22 protein-coding genes and 3 tRNA genes are annotated in these 25,992 nt (G+C 29.6%); 10 read left to right on the top strand and 15 right to left on the bottom strand.

Annotated elements, in window-relative coordinates; genetic code table 11:
- The 5 genes from I6U48_RS26930 to I6U48_RS26910 form a co-directional block, all read left to right on the top strand.
- The coding region (locus I6U48_RS26930) for a hypothetical protein (RefSeq protein ID WP_218323599.1) at nt 1-200 on the top strand (200 nt) is incomplete at its 5' end.
- A gap of 87 nt (nt 201-287) precedes the next feature.
- On the top strand, nt 288-890 hold the full coding sequence (locus tag I6U48_RS26925) for a hypothetical protein (RefSeq protein ID WP_218323598.1): 603 nt from the start codon (nt 288-290) through the stop codon (nt 888-890).
- A gap of 116 nt (nt 891-1,006) precedes the next feature.
- Nucleotides 1,007-2,143, top strand: coding sequence for a CapA family protein (locus I6U48_RS26920; protein WP_246615573.1), 1,137 nt, complete (start codon nt 1,007-1,009; stop codon nt 2,141-2,143).
- Between the two features lie 234 nt (nt 2,144-2,377).
- The gene (locus tag I6U48_RS26915; protein ID WP_218323596.1) at nt 2,378-3,202 is read left to right on the top strand and encodes a CsxC family protein; all 825 of its coding nucleotides are present in this window, start codon (nt 2,378-2,380) and stop codon (nt 3,200-3,202) included.
- A 242-nt stretch (nt 3,203-3,444) separates the two neighbouring features.
- Nucleotides 3,445-5,028 (top strand): CsxC family protein, encoded by a 1,584-nt coding sequence (locus tag I6U48_RS26910; protein ID WP_218323595.1) that lies wholly within the window; start codon nt 3,445-3,447, stop codon nt 5,026-5,028.
- Between the two features lie 45 nt (nt 5,029-5,073).
- On the opposite strand, the gene I6U48_RS26905 is transcribed toward I6U48_RS26910, so the two are convergent.
- The 4 genes from I6U48_RS26905 to I6U48_RS26890 all read right to left on the bottom strand — a co-directional run bounded on the left by I6U48_RS26905 (nt 5,074) and on the right by I6U48_RS26890 (nt 8,906).
- Complete coding sequence (locus I6U48_RS26905) at nt 5,074-6,255, bottom strand: DUF4317 domain-containing protein (RefSeq protein ID WP_218323594.1); 1,182 nt, start codon at nt 6,253-6,255, stop codon at nt 5,074-5,076.
- Nucleotides 6,256-6,474: 219 nt separating this feature from the next.
- A complete protein-coding gene (locus I6U48_RS26900) occupies nt 6,475-7,500 on the bottom strand; it encodes an alpha/beta hydrolase family protein (RefSeq protein ID WP_218323593.1) in 1,026 nt (341 codons plus the stop codon).
- A 90-nt stretch (nt 7,501-7,590) separates the two neighbouring features.
- Complete coding sequence (locus I6U48_RS26895) at nt 7,591-8,052, bottom strand: chemotaxis protein CheX (protein ID WP_218323592.1); 462 nt, start codon at nt 8,050-8,052, stop codon at nt 7,591-7,593.
- Nucleotides 8,052-8,906, bottom strand: coding sequence for a response regulator (locus I6U48_RS26890; RefSeq protein WP_218323591.1), 855 nt, complete (start codon nt 8,904-8,906; stop codon nt 8,052-8,054). Before I6U48_RS26890 ends, I6U48_RS26895 begins: the two co-directional genes overlap by 1 nt.
- Nucleotides 8,907-9,080: 174 nt before the next feature.
- Between I6U48_RS26890 and I6U48_RS26885 the strand changes: the two genes are divergently transcribed.
- Nucleotides 9,081-9,464, top strand: a complete 384-nt coding sequence (locus I6U48_RS26885; RefSeq protein WP_246615572.1) for a hypothetical protein — start codon at nt 9,081-9,083, stop codon at nt 9,462-9,464.
- 636 nt (nt 9,465-10,100) lie between these two features.
- Here the strand turns inward: I6U48_RS26885 and thiI are convergent.
- The gene (thiI, locus tag I6U48_RS26880; RefSeq protein WP_218323590.1) at nt 10,101-11,258 is read right to left on the bottom strand and encodes a tRNA uracil 4-sulfurtransferase ThiI; all 1,158 of its coding nucleotides are present in this window, start codon (nt 11,256-11,258) and stop codon (nt 10,101-10,103) included.
- The gene (locus I6U48_RS26875; protein WP_218323589.1) at nt 11,255-12,391 is read right to left on the bottom strand and encodes a cysteine desulfurase family protein; all 1,137 of its coding nucleotides are present in this window, start codon (nt 12,389-12,391) and stop codon (nt 11,255-11,257) included. Before I6U48_RS26875 ends, thiI begins: the two co-directional genes overlap by 4 nt.
- 274 nt (nt 12,392-12,665) lie before the next feature.
- Between I6U48_RS26875 and I6U48_RS26870 the strand changes: the two genes are divergently transcribed.
- The 3 genes from I6U48_RS26870 (at nt 12,666) to I6U48_RS26860 (ending at nt 15,628) form a co-directional block, all read left to right on the top strand.
- Complete coding sequence (locus I6U48_RS26870) at nt 12,666-13,979, top strand: amidase domain-containing protein (protein WP_246615571.1); 1,314 nt, start codon at nt 12,666-12,668, stop codon at nt 13,977-13,979.
- 123 nt (nt 13,980-14,102) lie between these two features.
- The gene (locus I6U48_RS26865) at nt 14,103-14,840 is read left to right on the top strand and encodes a polysaccharide deacetylase family protein (protein ID WP_218323587.1); all 738 of its coding nucleotides are present in this window, start codon (nt 14,103-14,105) and stop codon (nt 14,838-14,840) included.
- Nucleotides 14,841-14,938: 98 nt separating this feature from the next.
- Nucleotides 14,939-15,628 (top strand): L,D-transpeptidase family protein, encoded by a 690-nt coding sequence (locus I6U48_RS26860; protein ID WP_218323586.1) that lies wholly within the window; start codon nt 14,939-14,941, stop codon nt 15,626-15,628.
- Nucleotides 15,629-15,682: 54 nt separating this feature from the next.
- Here the strand turns inward: I6U48_RS26860 and I6U48_RS26855 are convergent, their stop codons facing one another.
- The 9 genes from I6U48_RS26855 to I6U48_RS26815 form a co-directional block, all read right to left on the bottom strand.
- The gene (locus tag I6U48_RS26855) at nt 15,683-16,315 is read right to left on the bottom strand and encodes an IDEAL domain-containing protein (RefSeq protein WP_218323585.1); all 633 of its coding nucleotides are present in this window, start codon (nt 16,313-16,315) and stop codon (nt 15,683-15,685) included.
- Nucleotides 16,316-16,461: 146 nt separating this feature from the next.
- Complete coding sequence (locus tag I6U48_RS26850) at nt 16,462-17,211, bottom strand: PD-(D/E)XK nuclease family protein (protein WP_218323584.1); 750 nt, start codon at nt 17,209-17,211, stop codon at nt 16,462-16,464.
- Between the two features lie 61 nt (nt 17,212-17,272).
- On the bottom strand, nt 17,273-19,465 hold the full coding sequence (locus I6U48_RS26845; protein WP_218323583.1) for an ATP-dependent helicase: 2,193 nt from the start codon (nt 19,463-19,465) through the stop codon (nt 17,273-17,275).
- Complete coding sequence (locus I6U48_RS26840; protein ID WP_218323582.1) at nt 19,455-21,506, bottom strand: UvrD-helicase domain-containing protein; 2,052 nt, start codon at nt 21,504-21,506, stop codon at nt 19,455-19,457. Before I6U48_RS26840 ends, I6U48_RS26845 begins: the two co-directional genes overlap by 11 nt.
- A 54-nt stretch (nt 21,507-21,560) precedes the next feature.
- On the bottom strand, nt 21,561-23,258 hold the full coding sequence (locus tag I6U48_RS26835) for a methyl-accepting chemotaxis protein (protein ID WP_218323581.1): 1,698 nt from the start codon (nt 23,256-23,258) through the stop codon (nt 21,561-21,563).
- A 216-nt stretch (nt 23,259-23,474) separates the two neighbouring features.
- Nucleotides 23,475-24,770, bottom strand: coding sequence for a hemolysin family protein (locus I6U48_RS26830; protein WP_218323580.1), 1,296 nt, complete (start codon nt 24,768-24,770; stop codon nt 23,475-23,477).
- 113 nt (nt 24,771-24,883) lie between these two features.
- Nucleotides 24,884-24,967 (bottom strand) — tRNA-Leu (locus I6U48_RS26825).
- Between the two features lie 13 nt (nt 24,968-24,980).
- A tRNA-Lys gene (locus I6U48_RS26820) sits at nt 24,981-25,056 on the bottom strand.
- A 3-nt stretch (nt 25,057-25,059) separates the two neighbouring features.
- Nucleotides 25,060-25,134 (bottom strand) — tRNA-Gln (locus tag I6U48_RS26815).
- 229 nt (nt 25,135-25,363) lie between these two features.
- Between I6U48_RS26815 and I6U48_RS26810 the strand changes: the two genes are divergently transcribed.
- The gene (locus I6U48_RS26810) at nt 25,364-25,951 is read left to right on the top strand and encodes a rhomboid family intramembrane serine protease (RefSeq protein WP_218323579.1); all 588 of its coding nucleotides are present in this window, start codon (nt 25,364-25,366) and stop codon (nt 25,949-25,951) included.
- Nucleotides 25,952-25,992: the final 41 nt, after the last annotated feature.

The raw sequence follows: 25,992 nt of genomic DNA, 5'->3' as shown, positions 1-25,992 counted from the left end.
ATCAAAGATTCTTAGCTTTTTTAAAAATATGGGCTTTAGACTTGTCAAAAGTATTTATCGTGCTGGAAGAATGTAAATATATCCCGGAGCATAAGTTAAGTGTCGGCCGTGGATGTCTATATTATACAAATGTTACTGAAAATAATGCAAATGAAAATATATTTATCATGCTCTGTAATTGTAATAATATAGCTTCATAACAACATATTATTAATATATTATAAAATAAATTTATAAGTTATTACGTTAATGAGTTCATTATATAAATGTAATTAAGGTGATAGATAATGAGTATTAATAGCAAAGAAGCAAATTCACTACAATCTCAAGATAAAAATATTGAAAACAGCACTAATTCAACATCAAATTATAATGATAAATTCAACAGGGCTACTTTAACTCCTGAAAATATAGAACAAATAATTCAGTCTGGATTAGAAATTACAAAAAATATTCAATTTACTTTATCACAAAATAATTCAAATACTACTACAAATACTACCACAAATACTACTACAAATACTACCACAAATTCACCTGCTTCTAGTACTTCCAGCACAAACACCTCTGAGAGTGTTAGTCAATTATCTACATTATTACAAAACTTAAATAGCGTTAAAGAACAAATTGCAAAATTAAATTTAGATCTAACACAACGAGTTTATTTTGATTACTGTGTAAGCCCTCTACTTACTACATTATACGAGCTTTCTGCATCTTCTGCTACTTTATCTGCGACTGTTAACATTTTAACCACATCTCCAGTTGTTCACCCTAAAAGCTCTGAACTAAAAGATAGCATACATCTAATTTATCACATAAATGCAAAATGTGAAGATGTCTATAAGGAGTTAAAGAAACGAATAGATGCAATGCTTGATATATGTTAAGCTTTTGTAAGAACTAGTTGAGTTGACTTACATTTACTGATATAATTTTAATACTTAGTAATAAGTGTTAAACTCCGACATATCAGTAAAATTTATTTTTAGAAATGGGGAAACTTATGAAAAAGAGTAAAAAAAAAATTTTTATAATTCGCAGGATTTTTGTATTAGCTTCTCTATGCATCATAATCTTTATACCCTCATTTATTCTAGTTAAGCATATTAATAAACCTAAAACTTCAGTTGCTAAACCAGTTACTAGTTTACCGTCCAAAAGCGACCTTGATTCTAATAAAATCACACAAAAATCCTTGGCTGAAGTTACTATATCTTCTGTAGGCGACTGCACCATTGGACACGATAGCAAATTTGTTTTCGAGAACAGCCTTCCTTATCAATTAAAAAAACATAATTACGACTATGGATATTTTTTCAGAAATACAGTTGATATATTTAAAAATGATGACCTAACGATTGCAAACTTAGAAACTACTTTTACTAACTCTAAAGACAAAGCAGATAAACAATTTACATTTAAGTCTCCACCAGAATATGTAAAAGTTCTATCTCTAGGCAGCATTGAAGCAGTTAACATATCAAATAATCATATTTATGACTATCTAGAAAAGGGTTTTGCTGATACAAAAGATACCTTAAAAAACGAAAATATAAACTTTTTTGGAGAAGGTAACATATGGACTACTGAACTGAAAGGAGTAAAATTGGGTTTCCTCGGATATAGGGGTTTTTCCTATGATAATAAATTCTTAACCAAGTTAAAGAATGATATAGATGAGCTTAAATCCAAGGGATACATAGTTATAATTAATTTCCACTGGGGAGACGAAAGTCAATATTATCCTAATGAGGTTCAAAAATATCTGGCTCATTTTTCCATAGATAATAACGCTGATTTAATAATTGGTCACCACCCTCATGTTATTGAAGGCATAGAGACCTATAAAGGCAAAACCATTTGTTATAGCTTAGCTAATTTCTGTTTTGGTGGAAATACTTATCCCTCAGATAAAGATTCATTTATATTACAAAGTCGATTTAAAGTAGAAGATGGAAGGCTTAAATCCTATGGTATAAGAGTAATTCCCTGCAGTATATCTTCTGTAAAGAATATAAATGACTATTGTCCTACACCCATGGAAGGTGATGAAAAAAATAGTTTTCTTATAAAATTAAATAAATTATCACCAAAAGCTGGATTTAAAATTACTGATGAATTTACATATTTTAACCTCTAGGCGTCGAGATTTAACTCTACGCCTTTTAATTTTAAAATTAATTTCTCGTATAGTTCTATAAAGCAAACCTAACTCACATAAGCAAATATGTTTTAAACTTCAATTTGTTTTAAAAATATTATATAAAAGCATAATTATCGTAACGTTAATATATATTCTTGAATAATATAAATTAGAATATGAATATATACTTTTTATTTATGTTCAAAAATTATTAAAAAGGAGGATTTCAGAATGTCAAACGAACATTGTGAAGATAGAGACGATAATCTATGTGGTTGCTCTCAACAAGAAGAGTGTCACGACTCATGTAATGCGAAGGTTATAAATACACATACTCAAACTGAATTTTTAGCTACACCAGTAGTTCCTACTTTAATTCCTGCAGGAGCTTTTGTTGGAAAAATTCCTATAGTACTTGCAGAAACCTCTATAACTATTCCTGTTATTTCTAATATAAAATTAGAAAAAAGAGCTTTGGAAATCAAGCAAATAAATAAGAATGTATATGTAACTCAATGCCACCTAATGGAAACTCCTCCTGAGGCTTCTTCTGGAACATTATTCATAGAGGGTTTTGTTAGAAAGAATATTCAATATGCTACTGTAAGCTGTGTAAGTGAAAATGGTCAAACTATAAGTGGAGGAATAAATCATACTACAGTTCGAATACCTTTTAGAGGTACTGCTACAGTTGAATTCCTTAGAAGACCTGTGCTTAGAGGTCCAATTTTTAATACAACTCCTCCAGCAGATTCAGTAGAGTTCTTAGGAGAATTCTCCAATAACAAAGATATTTGTGCCGAACCTGTAATGGGCCTAAATCCTTGTCAAAAAGGTTTTGTTCATACTGAAAACTTTAATGAGCCAATATTCTGTGAATTAATAGGTGCAGTTATCAAAGAAGATGACTTCCAAAAGTGCCCAAGACCAATATCATCATCTTGTTGCGAAAATAATATTGAAAGAACCTTTAAAACCTTAGAAGAAAAAATGTTAATAACTATTACATTAAAAGTATTGCAGAAACAACAAGTAGGATTAACTGCCATACTTTAAAATAACAAATATACTTCATAAAATACATCTATAAACTTAAGAATTACCTGGGTATGATATTTTTTTAACAATCGAATTTAATATTATCAGGCCCAAAGCTCTCTTTGTTAAGTTTTGGGTCTATTTTTAAAATAACTCAAGTCATCTAGAGCAAATATAAATTTTACTTAACTAAATTATAAGTCTATTTAATTGCACATATAGTTAAGAACTTTTAATGCCCTTTAAAGGAGGATAAAGTCATGAGTAAAAAACATCACTCAAAAAGGAGCTGTTTAGAGGAGAATATTAAAGAAAAAGAAGACTATAAGAAAACAAAACACCATAAGAAGCATGATAAAAAGCATGATAAAAAACATCATAAAAAGCACCACGACAAATATTTAAAAGAAACAGTTAACACTGAGCACATAGAAGAGGATCTTATGATAGATGCTCCTAAAAAGTACGAAAATAAAGGATGTTGTGAAGAAATTCACGAGGAACCTATAGAAAATAATGAAACCTACTATAAGAAAAGCTATTGCAAGGAAGAGTACCTTAAAGAAGATTACTCTGAAGAAGAGCATTCTTCAAAAAATCTACCTGAAGAAAATTTCTCTAGAGAAGAGTATTACACTGAGGACTCTTCTGAGGAAAATTCCCCTTCAGAAGAGTATTACATCGAAGACTCTTCTGAAGAAAATTTCTCTGAAGAAGATGAGTACATCGAGGACTCCCCTGAAGAAAATTTCTCTGAAGAAGATGAGTACATCGAGGACTCCCCTGAAGAAAATTTCTCTGAAGAAGATGAGTACATCGAGGACTCCTCTGAAGAAAATTTCTCTGAAGAAGATGAGTACATCGAGGACTCCTCTGGAGAATATTTCTCTGAAGAAGATGAGTACATCGAGGACTCCTCTGGAGAAGATTTCTCTGAAGAAGAGTATTACACTGATGAGTACTCTGAGGAAAATTTCTCTGAAGAGGATGATTATTGCGAAGATGAGTACTCTGAAGAGGATGATTACTGTGAGGATGAGTGCTCTGAAAATGATGATTACTGCGAAGATGAGTGCTCTGAAGAAGACTACTCCTCTACAGACAATTTTGATGAATGTGATTTAATAAGAGATTGTGAATCAAGCTCCGAAACAGAAATACTCTCATTTTGCCCAAATACACCTGGATCTGTTATAGGAATAACTAATGCTGTCGTAATAAAAGCACCTGTAGTTTTAGCAGAACCCACTATAAAAATTTCTATTGAATCTAAGTTTAAGCTTGAAAGCCCTGCTCTTGAAATCAAACGCATTCTGAAAAATGTCTACTTAGAACAGTGTAATCTTATTCCTGATGTATTTGATCCTTACTTTGGAATCTTATTTATCAAAGGATTTATTAGAAAGAATGTAGAATATGCAACAAAAGATTGTTCTACAGATGGAACAACAAGTGGAGAAATACGACACACTACAGTTAGGGTTCCTTTTACCTGCGCCGCTAAAATAAGATTTACTACTTTACCTATATTTATAAATACTGAGCCACCTGAACAAATAGAGATTCTCAGAAATAACATCGAAATATGTGATCCTTGTGAAGAAGGCATATTAGGTAATATACCTTGCCAATTAAATCTTAGATTAACTGAATTTTTTAACGAAAAAGTATTTTGCGAACTAATAAAGGCAGAAATTATCGAATCAGACTTTCTAGAAAATCCAATTAGAGATGATAGCTGCAAATTTAATCTAGATCAAACTTATAATACTGTAAAAGAAAAGGTAGTTATTCACCTAACTATAAAACTTCTACAAAATCAACAGATATCTATCAATAGATAAAATATTATAAAGCCATCTAATCCCTAAATTTAGATGGCTTTTGCTTTATATGAGTTCAAATTCTTCTGTTTCTAATTTAAATCCATTTATTTCAACATCATCCCTAAGTTCAATCATAATGTACTTTTTACCGTTTTTATCTATTACCTGTCTAATTCCACTAAGTTCATTAGGATTTATAATTATACTCGTAGCTTCATTTTCAATTTTAATAGACTTGCTTCCAAAATCCGGAACTATGTTCTTTACTTTAAAATCGTAATCTCCTCCACAAACTTGTTCAAAAGCACTTTTTACAACTTCTGGATTTTCTATACCACTATCTTCTAAAATGCTTTGCACTTCTTTTATATCTACAGTCGGCTCTTCGTCATCTTCCTCAGCATCCTCGAGCTTTTCATTTATTTTTTCATATATTTCATGCATTGTTTCTGGCTTTATCTTATCTCCAACTACTGTATTTAATATAGCATTAAAACTTTCTTTTTCTTCTACTGCAGTAGGCTTAACACCACAATCCAACACATCTTCTACAAAAGTAAAATTCATTTGCTTAGCCTTTGAAGAATAATAAATAAGCTTATTTACATCTACATAATCGTTCGAAAAGCTTGGAAACATGAATCCATCTAATGGTGAATTTAAGTTCACTGTAATATCTAATGCTGAAGTAGGTTTAAATGTCATTTCAGAATAATCAAACTTTAGTACTTTCTTTGGAACATCTACCTTATTTACGCTGCATAATACAAATTCTATCGCTTGTACATAATCATCTATCGCTTCATCTGCTTCTTCACTTCTTTTTTTATTACCCTTGTAATATTCTGCTCTTACAAAATTTATTACTACGTCTGTTTCATAAGAATAATGTTTAGCTATTTTATCCACTATTTTATCTGCATACTCTACAATATTATTTCCAGAAGTTAAAGCATTATAGAGAACACTTTGTGTACCTTCTTCTTGATTAACTTCATCAATAACATTCATTTTAAAGTCCAATTCAAAAACCTTAGTATCTATAGTTCCTGTTAAAACCTTCTTAAAATTCTCTAGATAAAGTTCCTTCTTCTCGATATCCATCATCTCAAAATAATTAAGCTCTTTAGTTATAATTTCTCCATTATCTTTTTTTAAGTACACACTGTATACCTCTTTTATAGGCATCATATAACTGCCTAACTTAAACTCTTTTCTTATATCGGCCAAATCCTTTTTATTCATGCCAGTACCTCACTTTTGTATATTAAATTTATAAACATCAGTCCAATTATAGTTTTATTATAATTATAGCTCAATTAAACCTATTATAAAAGTTTTAACGTACTAAAAATAATTATAAGTCATTATTGTAATCAAAATAAAATAAAAATTAACGAACAAAAACCCGTCCATGCAAAATGAACCGGGTAATATATATTGAATTACAAATATAAATTTTCACTATATCTTTCCTAAAAGTTTATATGTTATATAGTCAAATATTTTTTGTTTCTTCATAACTAAATTTGCAGACTTTTTATCATTAATATTAACCTTAAGTAGAATGTATTGTGCTAAAAGTATTTCAAATGGGAGCCAGCCAACATGAGTTGTTGGTATTACATATCTTTTTGAACCTTTCATTTCCTTAAAAAGCTGCATTCTACTTTTTAAAGGTAATATTTCATCAAATAATGCATCTATAAAAGTAATCTTGTTTTTATCAAGTAAATGAGCATAGGATATAGGATCTATCCTGAAAAGTGGATGAATTTCTCTATTTTTCAGGATTTCTAACAAGTTCATATCTTTTACAATAGGAAATTGCCGATTGTATACTTCATATAATTTTTCCTTATTATTTATATAATATTGTTGTCCATATCCTTCTTTAAATAATCTTTTAGTAAAGCTTGTAACATAAGATTCATGTATTATTTTAGGTAAGTTTCCTCCTGTAGTCATAAATATAATTTGATTAATTCTTTCATCTATTGCCGCAACAATAGATGAAATCATGCCACCTAGACAATATCCGATTATACAGTTATTTTCCCTCCAAAGCTTTTCCTTACAAAGAAAATCTATGGTTGAAGATACATCAACTACTGCATGTTCCCAAAATTGATACATGATTCTAATATCAGGCCATATATAACTTCGTCCACTAACGGATTTATCCTCTACTCGCGTATAGTTACCTGGCAAAATTATTATACTGGAGTTAACACCCACAGAAGCTAAATGTGTACCAAGCCATAACATAAACTTTATATTCCTGCTTCCTAATCCATGAAGTATAATTACTGAAGCTTGTGTTTTTCCTCTCGGCTCAAAGTTATAAAGCTCCACATTCTCCGTTCCTGAAGCAGGATTTCTATATAAACTCTTATATCTAATATAACTACAACGATAAAAAGTTCCCTTCACTATATATCCTTTAACAAAGTTAATACTTTTTTTAGTATAAGAAAAATCGATTATCATATATTCCTCCATTATCTACTTATAAATCAGGATATAAAATATATGATATGTTACTAGTTATATATTTGTGATAACAATTTTTAATTATAACTATATTTCTAATGCGATATTTATTTCTATTGGTATTTCATTTGCAACAATTTCCACACATAGAACTTGCTCCGAACTAACTTTCGCCTCAAAATCCTGTCCATACATCAATGTTGGAGTCGATATATTAGTATTTATATTTATATCTGAAAAGTTTATACTGGCATTAGCTGTAACCATATTGGTCATTTCTGAAAGTGCACTTTGTGCTAAATCATCTAATTCATTTACTGGCATTCCCATCATCATTATAGATGCAATTTTTTTGGCACTTTCAATATCAATATTATAAAGAATATTTCCTTTTACATCACCAATTATACCAAGTATTATTACAACGCCTCTGCTTCTTATAGATTTACCCTTAACACTTATCCCCTTTTTCTGTATATTACTTAATCCTAGTTGCGGCAAAACATTTAAAACTGCACCTATAACAGGGTTTATATATTTAACATCCACTATTCATCACTCCTTTGGAATCCAACATTAAAGAATATTTCACCTAATTGAGTTTTACAGATAACAGTTATTGTCTCCATAGAAGTTTTAGATATGTTTAATGAGTTACCATGAAATATTGCAGGTGGTGAAACTCTAAAGCCATACAACTTATTTTTTCTATTCAAGTATGAACAAGCATTTCCAGCAACAATATTCGAAAACTCTCCCAAAATTTGCAAACACTCTTCCATATTCTTAGGATCCCTTTTGATCGCTAGCCTTGAGATATTTTCAGCTGTTTCTTTTGAAAGATCCATAAGCATTCTTCCTGCAAATTTTCCAATTACTCCAACCACTATAGATACGCCTCTTGAATGTTCAGTTTCACTTTTATAAATTTCCTCAGTATAATTTGGTATAGTTTTTGTTAACCTATTTAAATTATTTGACAAAGACTCCTTAAATAAATCCATGTAAGTTTGTTTAAGTTCAATATATAAATCTTCACTAGCAAAAATTCTTCTAACTGTTGTTACAAGCTCTTCAGAATCAACAGGTTTTTGCACATATCCAGATGCACCATCTCGTTCTGCTTTTTTCACAATTTCATCGTCCATCATTGAGCTAACAATTATAACTTTAATATTACTATCAATTTTTTTAATTTCTCTTGTACATTCTAATCCATCAGCACCTGGCATAGTCATGTCCATGGTTACTAAATCTGGTTTTTTATCCATCACTTCTTTTTTAACTTCTTCTAGACTTGCGGCATCTCCTACTACTTCAAAGTCGTTCTCCTCTAAAATATCTCTTAAAACACTAACTGAAAATATGGAATCATCTACTATTAAAACTCTAGTTTTTTTCATAAAAACACCACTTTCTATAAGTATTTTGTTTAAGTATAACAACAAAGGGCTGGCACTGGCAATATATTATATGAAAATTTTATATAAGTTTAGCTTTTTTATAATAAAAGTGTTAACACTTATATATTTTACTACATAATATGTAATGTAATGTTTAAAAGGAGAGTATATATTATGTATTGCAACTGCTATGATTGTCCAATGATGTCTTTATTCCGTCAAGAATTTCCTGGTGCTCCTCCACCTTTTGGTGGTCCTGGTGGTCCTTCTGCATCTCAACCTCCTAGTTCGCCACCACCATCCTTTGCTCCATCAAAATCTCAGGCTCAAGTTAATAATGCTAAAGGTTTTGGAGCTACACCATACGCCGTTGATCCTGGGGCTATAAGACCATGCACCTTTAGATTTGTGTATATATGGCCTAGACGTGGTAACGGTTTTTGGGCATGGCTTACTTTTGTAGGAAGAAACTCTGCATCAGGTTTCCGATGGAATGGTCGTAGATGGGTTTATTTTGGAATTGATCTTAGACAAATAGACTCCTTTGTATGTTACTAGCTTTTAGGTGAGGACATTCTTGTTCACCACCAGTAGGTGGCATAATTGGATCATTATATTCTCCATCTCCAAATAATCCACCACCTAATTTTATACCCTCTAAAGTTCAATCATTAGTTGAAACTGAATTATTATCAGAGAATATCTTATATAAATATATATATATATGGTTTAGAGATAACACACAATTTTGGACTTGGATAACTTTTATTATTGGAGATCATTTTGGTGGATGGAGATGGACCGGTTCATTCTGGGATTACTTTGAAATAAGTTTTAAAAAAATAAACTCTATTTTGATCTTCAAATAGTACTCAATATATAGACACCTACGGCCGAAAGTAAACTTATGCTCCGGTAGATGTTACTAAGCTTCAGCACGATAAAAACTTTTAATCATTCTAAAGTTCAGTATTTTGAAAATCTAAGAACATCTGATAAACTCGTACCTCAAACATATCAGAAGTCCTAAGATTTTCTAAAATACTGAGCTAAGAATGATAAAAAAGTTTTTATATGTGCTTTCAGCTTTGGTAACATCTACCTGCGTATAAGTCTACTTTCGGCCGTGTTTGTCTATAACATGGTTAAACTATTAATCAAATCATTACTAAAAATATAATCTCAAATTGAACCTTATATTTCAGGGTTTTGTAGTATTTCAATGGAACCCTTAACCGCATCTTCTACAAGTTTATCAATATCTAAGACACTTTCAGATTTTATTATTTCTTCAAGTCTTGGCTTAGTCTTTGGGTGCTTTGGTACAAATATAGTACAGCAATCTTCGTATGGTAATATGGACGTTTCAAAGGTTCCGATTTTTCGCGCTATATCCATTATATCCACCTTATCCATGGCAATTAAAGGTCTAAATACAGGTCTGTCTGCTACATCATTGCTTACAACAAGACCTTCCATTGTCTGACTTGCTACCTGACCTATACTCTCACCAGTGGTTACTGAGCTGATTCCATTTAATTCTGCAATTTTGCATGCTACCCTCATCATAAATCTTCTCATTATTATCGTAAGCTCATCTTCCCTACACTTTTCTATTATTTGCATCTGTATCTCTGTGAAAGGAGTTACAAATAATTTCACATCGCCCATATAACTATTTAATATATTTGCTAACTCTTTTACTTTTTCTTTTGCTCTTTCACTAGTATATGGATGGCTATGAAAATAGACACAATTTAACTGAACGCCACGTCTAGCCATCATATATCCTGCCACTGGCGAATCAATTCCACCTGAAAGCATAAGCATTGTGCTTCCATTAGTACCATAAGGCATCCCACCTGCCGCTTTGATTCTTTTAGAATATATGTATGCATTTTTTCTTATCTCCACATTTACAATACATTCTGGAGTTCTTACATCAACTTTCAAATTCTCAGTATTTGCTAAGATATATGCTCCTACATCTCTACTTATATCCATTGAGGTTCCTTCAAAGTTCTTATTAGCCCTATTGGTTTCTACTTTAAAAGTTACAGTTTTACTTTCAATCGCTTCCTTTAAAGCTTGCTTTTTTATTTCTTCCATATTAGCCTCAATTTCTGTTACAATACATACTTCAGAAACTCCAAATACCCTTATTACCCTTTTTAATCCTTCTTCAATATTATCAAATTCTAAAAACCATCTACCTGAATCAGTGACGAATTCATAATTTAAACCTTTTAATACACTCTTGATATTGTCAAGTAGCTTTTTCTCAAATTTACCTTTGTTCAATCCCTTTAAGAATATCTCTGATGCATATTTTACTAATAAAAGTTTTTTCATTTGCTAACTCTCCTCAAAAATTTTAATGATTTATTTAAGTTTTCTAATACATAATCCACTTCTTCTTTTGTATTATATTCTGAAAAACTAAACCGTATAGTTCCTTCAATTTCCTTTTGTTTCAAACCTATTGCTTTTAACACGTGACTTTCTTTGTGACCTCTAGCCGAACATGCAGAACCAGTTGACACATATATTTGATTTTCCTCAAGAGAATGAAGCAATACTTCTCCTCTCACACCGATAAACGAAATGCTAAGCACATATGGGGAATATTGCTCTCCGATACTATTAATTCTTATGTCTGGTATATTTTTTACTTTGTTAACAAAATAATTCTTAACCTCTGATACTTTTTTATAATTCTCATCCATTTGCTTATATATTTTTTCTGCAGCTTTAGAAAAACCAGCCATTGCAGCAAGATTTTCTGTACCAGATCTGAAGCTCCTTTCTTGGCCTCCTCCAAAAATCAAAGGTTTAGGAGTTAGTCCTTTTCTAATGTAAGCTATTCCGATTCCTCTTGGCCCATGTATCTTGTGACCGCTAGCAGACAATAAATCTATTCCACATTTTTGCACATCAATTTTATATTTTCCATAGCTTTGCACAGCATCTACGTGAAATTTAACCTTATTACTTTTTTCTTTTATAATTTTTCCTATTTTCTCAATATCCTGTACAGTACCAATTTCATTATTCACATGCATAATGCTTACAACTTGTGTGTCTTTATTAATGCTTCTGCTCAATTCGTCTAAATCTATTTTTCCACTATGATCTATATTTAAATACGTAATATTGATTCCTTCGTTTTCAAGTTGTTTACAAAGAGCTAGGATACTAGGATGTTCTATCTTCGTAGTTATTATATTTCCGCCTTCTTTTATGAATCCTTTAATTAAGAAATTATTGCTTTCACTACCACCCGAAGTAAATACGATTTCCTCTTTGCTTCCACCTAAAGTACTGGCAACTAAGCTTCTGCTTTCATTCATTTTACCTTCTGCTCTTATGCCTAAAGAATGAGCTGAAGACGGGTTTCCATAGTAATTTTTCATTACATCTATCATAGTCTCTATAACTTCATCATAAGGCTTTGTGGTTGCACTATTATCAAAATAAACTTCCATAATATCACTCCTCAACATCATTATTTACTTCTTATACAAAAACTAATTATAACACATAATATTCTAACACTATCAAGATATCAATAAAAGATTTTGCAGTACTAAACTTTAGAATCAAATCATTTAACATAATTTAAAAATAAATCATTATATGTAATAAATTGGATACTCTTTTTATTTAGTATCACTATTAAATCTATTTGAAAAAGTAAATACTAAAATAAACTTTCATATTTAAACCATGTTAATACATTTAACACAAGGAGGTCTTATATTGTATTTAAAGCTAAACTTCAAAAAAAGATTCATCATATATATTATTGTAATTTTAGTTATTAATATCGGATTTTTCATATTACACAAAAATCCAAGTGTTTCTAAACTAGATCAGTTGAATACAAGTGAAAAAAGCGTTCCTTCAATATCAAAAAATTATTCTTTGACGCAAGATGAAAGTAAAAATTTAAAGCATAAAGATTTGCTTAGATTCATCTTCTCATCTCCATATGATGAAAATGAATTAAAAACAGCCATAGAGGATATATATAATAGACGTTCTTCTGCTTTTGTTACAGGAGATTTATTATCTTTAAAACCTTATTTTGATACCTCACAAAAATTTGGTGTATGGGCCCTAGAGCACGAAGTAAAACGTGTTAAATATTTACACGATTGGTCTAAAGAGCGAGGAATGAAATTTACAAATGTTCAATCTACAGTAAGGATAAAAAAGATTCATCCTAACACTAAATTAATAAAAATAGCCTTAGAAGAAAGCTATAAATTTGACTATAATTATCCTCAAGATGAAGTCCCAATTACAAATTCCTTTGGTGTAGGAATACGCCATGTTTTAAGTCTAGTTAAAAAAGATGATAAATGGATGGTATATAATGACTGGTACACTGATTGCTTTGAGGATGCATTACAAGCTTATACTGGAGATATAAAAGAAAATTTATCGCCACCATCAGGTACTGCCATAAAAAGAGCAGGGTATATACCAACACTACTACAAAAGCAAACATATAAAAAATCTTATTATAATAGAGAAAAAGCTGTTGAATATGCTGATAAATATTGTGGTGCAGCTTGGGGCAGCGGTAATAACTTTAAATATAACAAAAAATATAAGGACTTTAATGGAGCTGGTGGTGATTGTACAAATTTTGCATCTCAGGTTTTAGGGGATAAAGAAGGTGGAGAGCTTCCTACAGATTATACCTGGTACTGCTCCTATTCAAGGTTTGGCAACAGTCAAGGCTCCACAGCTTGGGTAAATGCAGATGGATTAAAAGATTACTTAATATATAGTGGTAAAGGAAGTGTCATTAAAAAGGGAACTTTCAAAGATTTAGCCTCACCTCTTCCAGATTTGCCAAATGGTATTCTAGGTAAGTTACAATTGGCTGACCTTGTATGTTATGAAAAGAAAAGTAACATTGACCACTTCGGCATAGTTACAGGTTTTGATTCTCATGGATATCCTCTAATAAATTCTCATACAACAGATAGATATCATGTACCATGGGATCTAGGTTGGGGTGATAATAAAATAAAGTTCTTCTTAATACACATTAATGGCTAGAAAAATTTTTATTAGTAACAGGTTAGCACAAGTTAAATATTTTTTAAATATCACCATTAACTCTCATAGTATAAGTTGAGTGAGGCCGCGAATGTCTATAAATTAGATATGGAGGTAGTTTATATGATAAATAAAAAAAGTAAATTCATGTTATCTATTCTAATTTTTTTTATTGTATTTTTTAACCTTATAAGTAATATTTTCCACATTACAAATTATTCTACTGTATCAGCCTCTGATCCAAATCATAAGGTTATATATCTAACTTTCGATGATGGACCAAGTAATTTAGTAAATAATAAGATCTTGGATATTCTAAACAATGAAAATGTAAAGGCTACATTTTTTATAGTAGGCTATAAAATTAATGGTAATGAGCAGACCCTTAAAAGAATATATACAGAAGGGCACAGCATAGGTCTTCATACTTATACTCATAAGTATAAAAAGATATATGCAAACGACAATGCTTTTATAGAGGAAATGGACAAAACTGCTGATGAAGTAAAAAAAGTTCTTGGATTTTCCCCAAGAATAATAAGATTTCCATCAGGAAGTAAAAAACACTTAAGTGAGAATCTTCTAGAAAAATTACATGAAAAAAATTATAAAATATATGATTGGAATTTAAGCCTATCAGATGGATTAGACTATAATACTCCTCAAGATAAACTATTTAGAGAGGCCACCCAAAAATGTGTTAACCCAAGCAGGATATTTTTATTAGCTCATTGTGATCAACCAAACAGAAAAACCTGTGAGATATTGCCTAAGATTATAAAATATTATAAAGATTTAGGATATGAATTTAAAGCTATAACAGTTGATACTCCAGAATATCATTTTAGAGTATCAAAGTAAGATATCTATCGATATATTCCACTTTTTACAAGAGTAAATACGTACAAATAGTTAAAAATAATAATGAAGTTTTTAATTATTTATACTGAGGTGTTAAAATGAAGAGATTTAAATCATTAATAATAACATTAATATTGTGTCTCAATTGTTTCTCATCAATAGATGTAATAGCATCTGAACAATTAACTCTGCCTAAAAATAACAAGTATGATATATTAGTTGATTTAACAGAATTAAAATTATATTTATTAAATGCCGATACTCACGAAGTAGTAAAAAATTATCCTATAGCAGGAGGCAAAGAGTCTACTCCATCTCCACTGGGAACATGGATAATAATAAATAAAGAATCTGGTTGGGGAAAAGGATTTGGAACAAGATGGATGCAGCTTAACATTCCATGGGGAAAGTATGGGATCCACGGTACTAATAAACCACTAAGCATAGGAAGTCCCGATTCTATGGGATGTATCAGAATGCTTAATAACGATGTAGAAGATCTTTATAGACTTGTTAATACTGGGACAATTGTAGTAATTTATGGTGGACCATATGGGATGTCCTATAATAAATTTAGAACCTTAAATCCAGGAGATAGAGGGAGAGACGTATTTGAAGTTCAACTAAAATTAAAACAGCTTGGTTATTACAATTCATCTTTAGATGGAGTATATGGTGACAACATGAAAAGCAGCATAATTAAATTTAGAAAGAACAATAAGCTTCCAATTACTCATAGTATAGATAAGGGATTTTACAATTCTATTGGTATGAACCCCTTTGAATAAGAATTATTTCATATTCAAAGGGGTTCTTTAAACTAGGTAATTTAATGTTATCCTTTAATTGTTTAGAATTGTGTTAATTTCTTTAGATAGCTGATAAAACATATCTTCATCTCTGTTATCTAGTGCACTATCGATAAAAGCATATAATGCACCTACATAAATATTTTTTCTTTCTTCCTTAGTTATAGGATTAACTAAATAATTCATTTGATAATTCGAATAGATATCAACATATCTTTCAAAATAAATATTTTTTAAGATTTCAATATAAATAAGTAACTCCTGTTTTGATAGAGTAAAAAATACTTTATTTGAGTTGTCATTGTTGTTAACAATGGCTACTATTTTTATAAATTCTTCATTTAAAAAAGAAATCATTATCCTTCCTTGATTCTCAATATTGAATTCTTCTTTACTCTTACTTAAACCATAAATAAAACTAACAAGAAAATTTATATATTTACCAAAAATTTCCTTTGATAAATTATAATTATTATTAATAATTTCAAATTTTACTTTTCTTTTAAAAGATAGGTTGTACCTATTTTTGCCTATAATTTTTTTTTCTATAGAAACATTTATTCTGTCAGTTAACTTATTAGGTATCTTTTTAGGTAAAATTTCCATTCCATATTCAAAATCTTCACTTTCTGAAGAGCCTGATAGAATAAAGTTATTTATCTTCATAGTATTTTTCCTTCTTTCTTATACTTATCTTATCCTATTATACTCGAAATAAGTCGCATTTTGCTTTTTACAAAAAATTGCGAAAATAAGAAAAGAGATTAAAAACAAGTAGACATTATCAACTTATTTTTAATCTCTTAATATAGCTAGATTACATTAGAATCTATTTTTTCATTGTTACAAAAATAATTGAATTCACAAAACTTACATTGCTTTATATACAAACTTTTATTAAAATCTTTTGAGAAGTCATATTTATTAATGTTTTGTATAGTTTCACTTATGATTACTTCATTTTCTTTATGTTTATCTTCTGAGTAATCAATCGTTATAATATGATCCTCATATTGAGGTTGCCAGTAATTCATCTTTATTCTATTCGTATCTATTTTTCTGCCTGAAACTATGCTAAGTCCTTCTTTTAAAACATACATGTATACAATTGTTTGAAACCTTTTCTCCATTTCTTTATGTAATAACTTCCTATTTTCTGTTTTCCAGTCCCATATTTCAATACTTTCATCTGGTTTTATAATAATTAAATCATACTTTGCTTGAAGCTTCATATGATTTTTTACAATTTTTATTTCATACTCAGGTAAATATACATTTTCCTCGTCTATTGGCATCATATGAAGAAGAGAATTTGTCCATCCAATAAGCTCCTTATTACAATTTTCATTACCTATTGTAATTTTAGAGAAGTACCTTTCACAAATTAGATGAAAGTCCAAACCAACTTTTATTCCTTCATAATACTCTATATCCTCTTCTGAATCATTTTTCCACGATATATTATCAATATATTTCATTTTAAATTTTAGCGGACATTTTTTAAAAGTATTTAACGAATTTTGACTATAATAAAAGTAATTCAGTTTCCTAACATCCAACATTATTGTCACATCCTTTTAATATTTATTTCAAAATATTATATATAGATAGTTAACTCTATAATTAAACTATATTACTTTTAAATTTTTCTCTTTGTTCTTCTATAAATCCTCTTAAAATTTCAAAGTATTTTGAAGGATAATCTTTTTTGATCTCGTCTTTATGAGACATCAAAATCAAATACTCTTTAGCTCTCGTTATGCCCACATACAAAAGTCTTACCTTTTCACTAACTACTTCTGCCTTAGCTTGTATAAAAGGACTACTATACACTGTTTTACCTAGTATTTTTTGTATTTCTACCTTTCCTAAGGTAGTTAAATTTTTAAATTCATCTTTAAAATAATACTGTTCCGATCTAAACTTTCCATTTAATGAAAAAGGAAAATTATAATTTGTGATACATAAAAAAAATACACAGTCCCATTCTAATCCTTTTGACTTGTGACAAGTAGCCACTGCTACTCTATCTGGTGTTGGATCATATCCCTTTATTTCATAAATAATATCTGCTATGTGTTTAAAAATAGAACTTTTTACATCTAAAAGTATTTGTGAAATATATTCAAAACTCAAATCCGAAATATCTTTTTGAATATATTTCACATAAGATGCCACAGCTTGAATCATAGCTTTATCTTCTATATTAAAATCTAATAAATTTCCTATATTCAATATTATTTTCTCCATAGATAGATCTTGATAATTAAGTATGTGATTTATAGAATCCATATTTTTCTCAAAAAAGTTTATGATATCATTATCAATAAACTCCTTATTGCTATATAACTTATCTCTTATTATTTTATATTCTAATATTTCTTCAACTTTATAGCTTGTTAAATTATTTAATAAAATTTCCTTACCCTTACCACTTTTATCTATGAGGTTATTAATAACTTCTCTAAGCTTAAAAATATTATCAGGTTCTCCTAAAAAACTTAATATATAACCTAGCTTATTTGTGACTTTTAGCCTTTTCTCCGGTGTGCTAGACAATTCATCACATTCTATGCCAATTTCTCTAAGTTCTTTAGAAATTTCACTTACTTGATTATTATATGGTACCAATATTCCTATTGTTTTATCAGGATACTTTAATCTAAAGTTTTGTATTGATTTTATAGTACTTTCCTTAACCTTATCCCATGAACTTAAAATATAACTATAAACTCCATAATCTTCTATACTTGGATTCCTGAATTCACCTATATTAGACATAACTTCTATGTACTGCTCTTCCAAAGCTGTTCTACACTTTTCTTCTGCATGATTATTTCTAGTATATTTCACTAAATAATTGGCCACATCTATAATTTCCTTTGAACTTCTTCCTGCCATATTCATAACATATTTTTTGTCTGCCTCGCTACAAAATTCTGCGAAAAATTTAGGATCCGAGGAAGTAAATGTGCCCATTATACTTTGGTTTAAATCTCCAACTCTTACTAAATTGTTGTTATCTTCTGAAAGCAGTGAAAGCATCTTACACTGTACTAAATTAGAATCCTGACACTCATCTTCAAAAATAAAACTATATTTTCGTTGAAATTTCTCTCTTAATTTTGTGTCTATAGTTAAAGCCTTATATGAAAGTATAAGTAAATCATTATAATCTATACATCCTTGCATTTTTAATTTTTTCGTATAAATATCGTAGATATATGATACATTTTTTATAATACTGCTATCTTCAAAATTTTGTACCTGTTTAATTAGCATTTCAGGTGAAATATCATTAAGCTTGAGTTCACTAATTAAAATATCAGCTATATTAAAAAAATCCCTCCACCATTGATCACATTTCTCATTGTATTTTTGGACATGTCGATCAGATAAAAAAGATTTAAATATCCTTTCTCCACCTCTTCTTCTCCACTCTTCAATTCCTTCGTTTAGGTACATAACTTTTTTTAAATCATCAAGTATATGAAACTCCTCATTAATCCCTACTATATCCGGTCTATCTTTTAATATCTTCATGGCTAGACTGTGTATAGTCATAACTTCATAATCCTTACTATTGCTTATTCCTTTTTCATTTAATACTGAAGTTATTCTACTTTTAAAGTTGCTAACTGCACTATTCATGTAGGTTACTACAAGCACTTTTCCTAATTTGTTTCTTTTCTGTTCTATGATTTTAGCCGCAAGATTAGCCACTATAAAGGTTTTTCCTGCTCCAGGCACTGCAGGTACAGCCATAGTTCCTCCCTCATATTCCATTATAGGGATCTGATCCTCTCTAAATTGCACCTATTTCATCTCCTTCACTATAAATGTCAACACTAAAATCATAAAAATAACCTTGTTGTTCATATCCATTAATAGAATATTCGCTGCCATAGCAATAGATTTCTTCACCACATTTTCTTATAAGACATTTTATTATTAAAATTAAATTGTTTATTCTATTTTGTTCTTCTATTTCTTCTGTATAAACTTCGTCTATATTCCAATTTGTTCTCAAAACATATGTATTAGTAAGTTCTTTAATATTTCTTGGAGACCACATGTTACTGCTTATATCTGCATATATTTGAATATTGCTCTTTATATTAGATGTTAACAGATTATACGGAGTAGTTAAAACTACTCCTTTATTATTTATAGATAACTCTTCTATCTCTCTTAAGGAATAAAAATCTGAAGCCTCATTTTTTATATATGAAATAAATTTACTCTCTGGATTATTCATTGTATCAAATTGTGAAAGTGCCTCTATAAACTTTTCAGCACTTTCACTTAAATTTTTACAGACTAATATATTTTTTTTCGCATCCGGCAAAATTATAAGAAGTTCTAAAAATGCTCTCCTGAAAAGTTTATCTAAAGATATATATTCTTTTTTATATTCTTCAATACAACTTTTTAAATAATTATAACGAATTGCGATGTCTTTTCCTATTCTTTCAACAACCTGCTCTGATAACTCTTGGAGTTCATTCTTTTTCCATATTAGTTTTGATAGTATAGATGCCTTAATAACATCTATATCCAATACTATTGAAAAAAATCTTCTATAGTCATCTATAGTTAATTTAATATTATACTGCTTACACATGCATGCTATTGTTACTAAACTATGTACATATGAGTTATCTATAAGTCTGGACTTTTTAGAGGTATTTAAAACATTTATACCTAATTGTTTTAGCTTATACTCTATTTCACAGCTTAAAATAAAATCATTGAAAGGTTCTATTATAGCTATATCTTCAGGATTTTTCCCCTTATCAACAAGTTCTTTGATCTTAATAGCTATTTTTTCAATCATTTCACTTCTAAGTTGGGATGACATATCAAAATTTATAAGTGTTTTTTTGCCATATTGTGAAATTATATTTAAAGTTTCTCTATTAAGCTTATCTGCGAACTCTAAAAAATTCTTATTACATAAAAAACTCTCTTCTAATTCAACTTCATCATAACTGAAATCAATATTGTTTTCCAAATAGGTTTTATCCGCACCAAAATACGTGCAAAACCCGCCCTCTGGATTATTAAATAAAAAAGCCTTACTTATCCCACACATAAGCTTATTTATTAGATTTAATTGGGCTAGTGATATTTCATCAAAATCATCAACTATTATATATTTGGTATTTTGTAATTTTCCAATATATGATTCATCATTTATTAGATACTTGTTATATATATAAGTACTTATACCATAATCCATAACGCCCTGTTTTAAAAAGCTATTAATATAGTGTTTTATTGTGATATCTATATGCTCATAATTTTCCCTATGAACTTTTTCTTTAACTTGCATAGAATTGTACAGTCTAGAGCCTATCTCCTCTAAATCTACTAAAGATATTGCTGCTTTGCTTATATTTGAAACTAAATCTTCTGCTATTTTGGTTGAAGTGGAAGTTATGTCCATAAAGTATCCTTTGTTTCTATAATAGTTAACTAAAAGCTTCATCATGTAGATGGCTGTATCATTTGAAACGAACTCTGGTATTAATTGTATTTTTTTAATTTCATCACAATTTTTACAGACTATTGGCCAAAATTTTATTAATTCCCTTTTTATAAAATTTTGATAAGTATACACTTTTAATTCTCCAGATAGACTTAAGTTTAATTCTTTTCTCCAAGTTAAAGCTTGATGCCTATTCATTACAAGAACTAATATGTCTTCACTATTTATTCCTTCATTTTCAACCATATGCCTATACTTTTTCATAGCTAATGTAGTTTTACCACTGCCAGACTTTCCGTTAACTATTATACAGTTTTCATTAAAGAGATTTTCCATTATCTTATGTTCCAATTCTGTATATCTCATTGCACTCCTCCCAATAGTATTGGTATATAAACATATATTGGCCTTTTTAACTTTTTACAATTTAAATTTATTTATTTTCTCAATCATTCCATTTGTTTCATTAACAAGTCTTTCTGAAGCATCTGCCACTTCTTCAGAAGATGAACTCATTTCTTCAGAGGATGCTGATACCTCTTCAGTCGAAGACGCTATTTCCTGGGATATGGATACTACCTCCTCTACTTTTTGCATTAGAGAATTTTTTTCATCATTAATTTTCACCGAAGAATTTGTTACAGATCTGATTTTAGGTATTATTTTATCCACTTCTTCAACAATTTTTTCAAAGGAATACACAGCATTATTTATAACATTAACTTGTTCATTTAAATCTTTGCTAATGTTATCCGAGCTTCCCATTATTAGTGAAGTCTCCCCAGCTATAGAAGCTATTAATTTATTAATGCTTTCTGAAGAAGTTTTGCTTTGCTCTGCTAGCTTTCTTATCTCCTCTGCTACAACTTCAAAACCTTTCCCCGATTCTCCAGCTCTTGAAGCTTCTATAGCAGCATTTAGAGCCAACAAATTAGTTTGATCTGCTATGCTATTTATAAATATAGTTATTTCGTTTATCTTATTGATATCGTTTCCAAGATTTTTTATTTTAAATTCAAAATTCTTAAAAGAGTCAATTATATTTTCAAATAGCTGAGTTAGATTTTTCATTTTTTGACTACTATCAGTGGCCATTAGATTAATGTTCCTTGACATTTCATCTGTTTCATATATAGCTCGTCCTGTTTCTTCTAAAGTATCACCAAATAAGCTTAGACCTTGTAGAACACCAATTAAATCTTGTGATTGTTCATCAGTTCCTTTAGCCATGTCAGAAACCGCAACAGATACACTCTCAGATGAATAAGCCATTTCCTGTGAAATAGATGATAGATTTTGCGCTTGGTTATTTACCTGTTCCGATACATGTCTAATACCTGATATTATCTCTCTAACAGACTCCTGCATCTTTTTTATAGCTCTAGATAAATCACCTATCTCATCATGCCTTTGTAATTCATTATCAGGCAGTGATATTGACAAATCGCCATTAGATACCATTGCAAAATATTTAGCAGAATACTTAAGAGGATTAACTATACTTTTAATGATTTTAAGAACAATCAAAGTCGAAATAAGAATTAATCCCAGAGTAGATAATGCTATGTAACTTAACATTAAGTTTATCTGTTGGTCTGCTTTGCTTTTCTCTATTCCTACGAAAAACATCCCTATACTTTTCCCATTATTGTCTTTTATCGGTACATATTTTACCTCATAGGGCAAATTTAACACTTCTGCTTCTCCTGTATACTCTTTTCCTCCATTTAATACCTGATCTATTATATTTTGACTAGCTTTTGTACCAATAGCTCTTTTGCCTTCACTTGTTACAGTTGTCGTTACTCTTATATCCTTCAAGAATATAGTAAAATGATTTCCCGTATATTCTCTTATCTTATCTACAAGTTCAGTATCTCCATTTATTAACTGATTGCCTTTATATAATTTCCCCTCACTTTCCTTCCAATCCCCCTGATAAGTTTTGTCAATTAGACTTAATGCTAGATTTCCTGTTGAATCCAACTGTTTTTCAAAGTGAGATTCAATCATTTTTCTAGCCTGAAAAAATGTGATTACAAGGATCAAAACACTTAAAATAATTATATTGCCTATAATCATTAGAAGTATTTTTCCTTTTATTTTTAGCTTTATCATTATTACTCCCCCCCAGTAAATTTATATCTCTTCCATAAAACATTTTTTCTCATTAACTTAAAATTAAGATTCATATAGAATATGATATCCTTTACACGAACATCATTCTTTCGCAAAAATGGGTTATTTTTACTTTTAAATCATATATTTGTTTTTACTTGTTAACATAATATTAATATATAAAGGTAATATTTTCAACATCTTGAGTACAACTATTTATTCTTTTATATGTACTCTAAGTTCTTCTATTCTCTTTTCGTTGACTTTCTCGATTTTAAAGATTATATTTTCATATTCTATACTGTTTTTTTCATCTTTCTTTGGAATACTTCCAAGTAAATCCACGACAAATCCTCCAATTGTATCAGAGTTTTCTGATTGAAGATTTAAATTTAAAGATTGATTTACTTCATCAATAGCTAAAGATCCACTAATTAAATACGTATTAGAATCTATTTTTTTCAAATCTTGCTCATAATCATCATACTCATCAAATATATTTCCCATTACTTCCTCTATCAAATCTTCTATTGTGACAATTCCTGAAAATCCTCCATATTCATCTATAAGTATAGCCATATGATACTTAGATTCTTGTAGTTCTTTAAACAATATATCGATATTCTTATTTTCAGGTACAAAGTAGGCAGGTCTTAATAATTTTCTAATATCAATTTCATCTGTTGGTACCTTTAGTAACTGACTGAACAAATCCTTTATAAATAATATGCCTATTATATTGTCAATATCCTCTTCGTATACGGGTACTCTTGAGTATTTTTCCTCTAGTATCTCACTTATAATTAAACTACTAGAATCCATAATATCTATAGCAAATACATCTGTTCTTGGTGTCATTACTTCTTTTGCTAATGTATCATCAAATTCAAATATTCCATTTATCATTTCCTTTTCCGTTTCATTAAAAACACCATTTTCCTGACCAACTTCAATCATTGTTCTAATTTCCTCTTCTGATACCTTTTCTTCTAGATTCTCAAGATTTATACCTAGAAGCTTCATTAGAGAATTTGTAGAGCTTGATAATAATTTTACAAAAGGAAGCATTATTTTTGAAATGAATAAAATTGGCTTTATAGTGAACATAGCAATATTTTCTGAACTTTGCAGAGCAACTCTCTTAGGAAATAACTCTCCAAAGACCAATGTAATATATGCTAAAAGAACAGTAATTAAAACAACTGATATTTTATTACTATAAGGTATATTAGCTGCTTGCAATACCTCCGAAAATCTTGTTGAAATTGTTGTTGCTGCTAAGGCACTGGCGAAAAAACCTGCAAGTGTTATACCTACCTGTATTATTGCAAGGAATTTACTTGGTTCGTCCAATAACCTTAATATAAGCACAGCTTTTTCGTTACCTTCTTCTGCTAAATAATTTATCCTATTTCTATTTAAAGATACTATAGCCATTTCAGATGCTGAAAAAAATGCATTAATAAATATAAGTATTAATATTAAAAGCAATTCTGGTGCAAAGCTAGCCATTGGAAACCCTCCTTAAAATACAGGTCATTATATTATATTTTTTCAATTCTATATCATTAATATTCTTGATTAATACAAAAAGACATAGTTGAAATATCAACTATGTCTCAAATTGGTGCAGGTGAAGGGAGTCGAACCCCCACGCCGTTGGCGCTAGATCCTAAGTCTAGTGCGTCTGCCAATTCCGCCACACCTGCGTATTCTATTTTATGGTGGCTTACCGGGGAATCGAACCCCGGACACCATGATTAAAAGTCATGTGCTCTACCGACTGAGCTAGTAAACCAAATGGCTGGGATAGCAGGATTTGAACCTACGAATGATGGAGTCAAAGTCCATTGCCTTACCGCTTGGCGATATCCCAATGTGTAATTTGTTTACCACACATTTATATATTATAATCCCTTATAGTAATATTGTCAACAACTTTTGATATTTTTTTACTTTTGTATTATTTACTTCTTATATTCAAAATATTAATCGACTTTTATTTTGTTAAAAACATCAATAAAGCCTTTTAAAATTAAGAAAAATTGGATAAGATAAATTTATATTAAATTTTGTAAACACTTATAAATAAAAAGGAGTTGCACATGTTTAAAAGAATTCAATACAATTCCCCTGTAATATTAACCTTTACTTTTCTTGCATTTATATCCTACTTGCTAGGAAAAGTCACATATGATGTCTCAACAAGATATCTTTTCACTAACTATAAAACTTCATTAACAGACCCAATGCAGTATGTCCGTCTATTTAGTTATATATTCGGTCATGCTAATTGGAGTCATTTTTCAAATAACTTTTTAATTGTACTTTTAGTAGGACCTATGGTAGAAGAAAAGTATGGATCTACTAATTTAATAGAAATGATAGCTTTCACTGCACTTATAACCGGAGTTATCAATACCCTATTCTTCTCTACTGCACTTCTTGGTGCTAGTGGAATTGTTTTTATGCTAATAATATTAAGTTCTTTTGCTAATGTTAAATCTGGCAAAATTCCTTTAACCTTAATTTTGGTAGCAATCTTTTTTGTAGGAAGAGAAGTTCTTAACGCAATGTTCGCTACAGATAACATTTCTCATTCAGCTCATATAATAGGCGGCTTATGTGGAGGAATTTTAGGATATTTAAAAACTAGAAGAGAAAATTTTACAGGGCGATGCAATTTACAATGATAGGATTGACCTTGTAATAAAAATAAAAGCAAATTTAAAGA

The organism is Clostridium thailandense (assembly GCF_019207025.1).
Taxonomy (GTDB): domain Bacteria; phylum Bacillota; class Clostridia; order Clostridiales; family Clostridiaceae; genus Clostridium_AM; species Clostridium_AM thailandense.
Note: the sequence above shows the minus strand (reverse complement) of the source record. Positions and strands in the feature narration are given on the sequence as shown.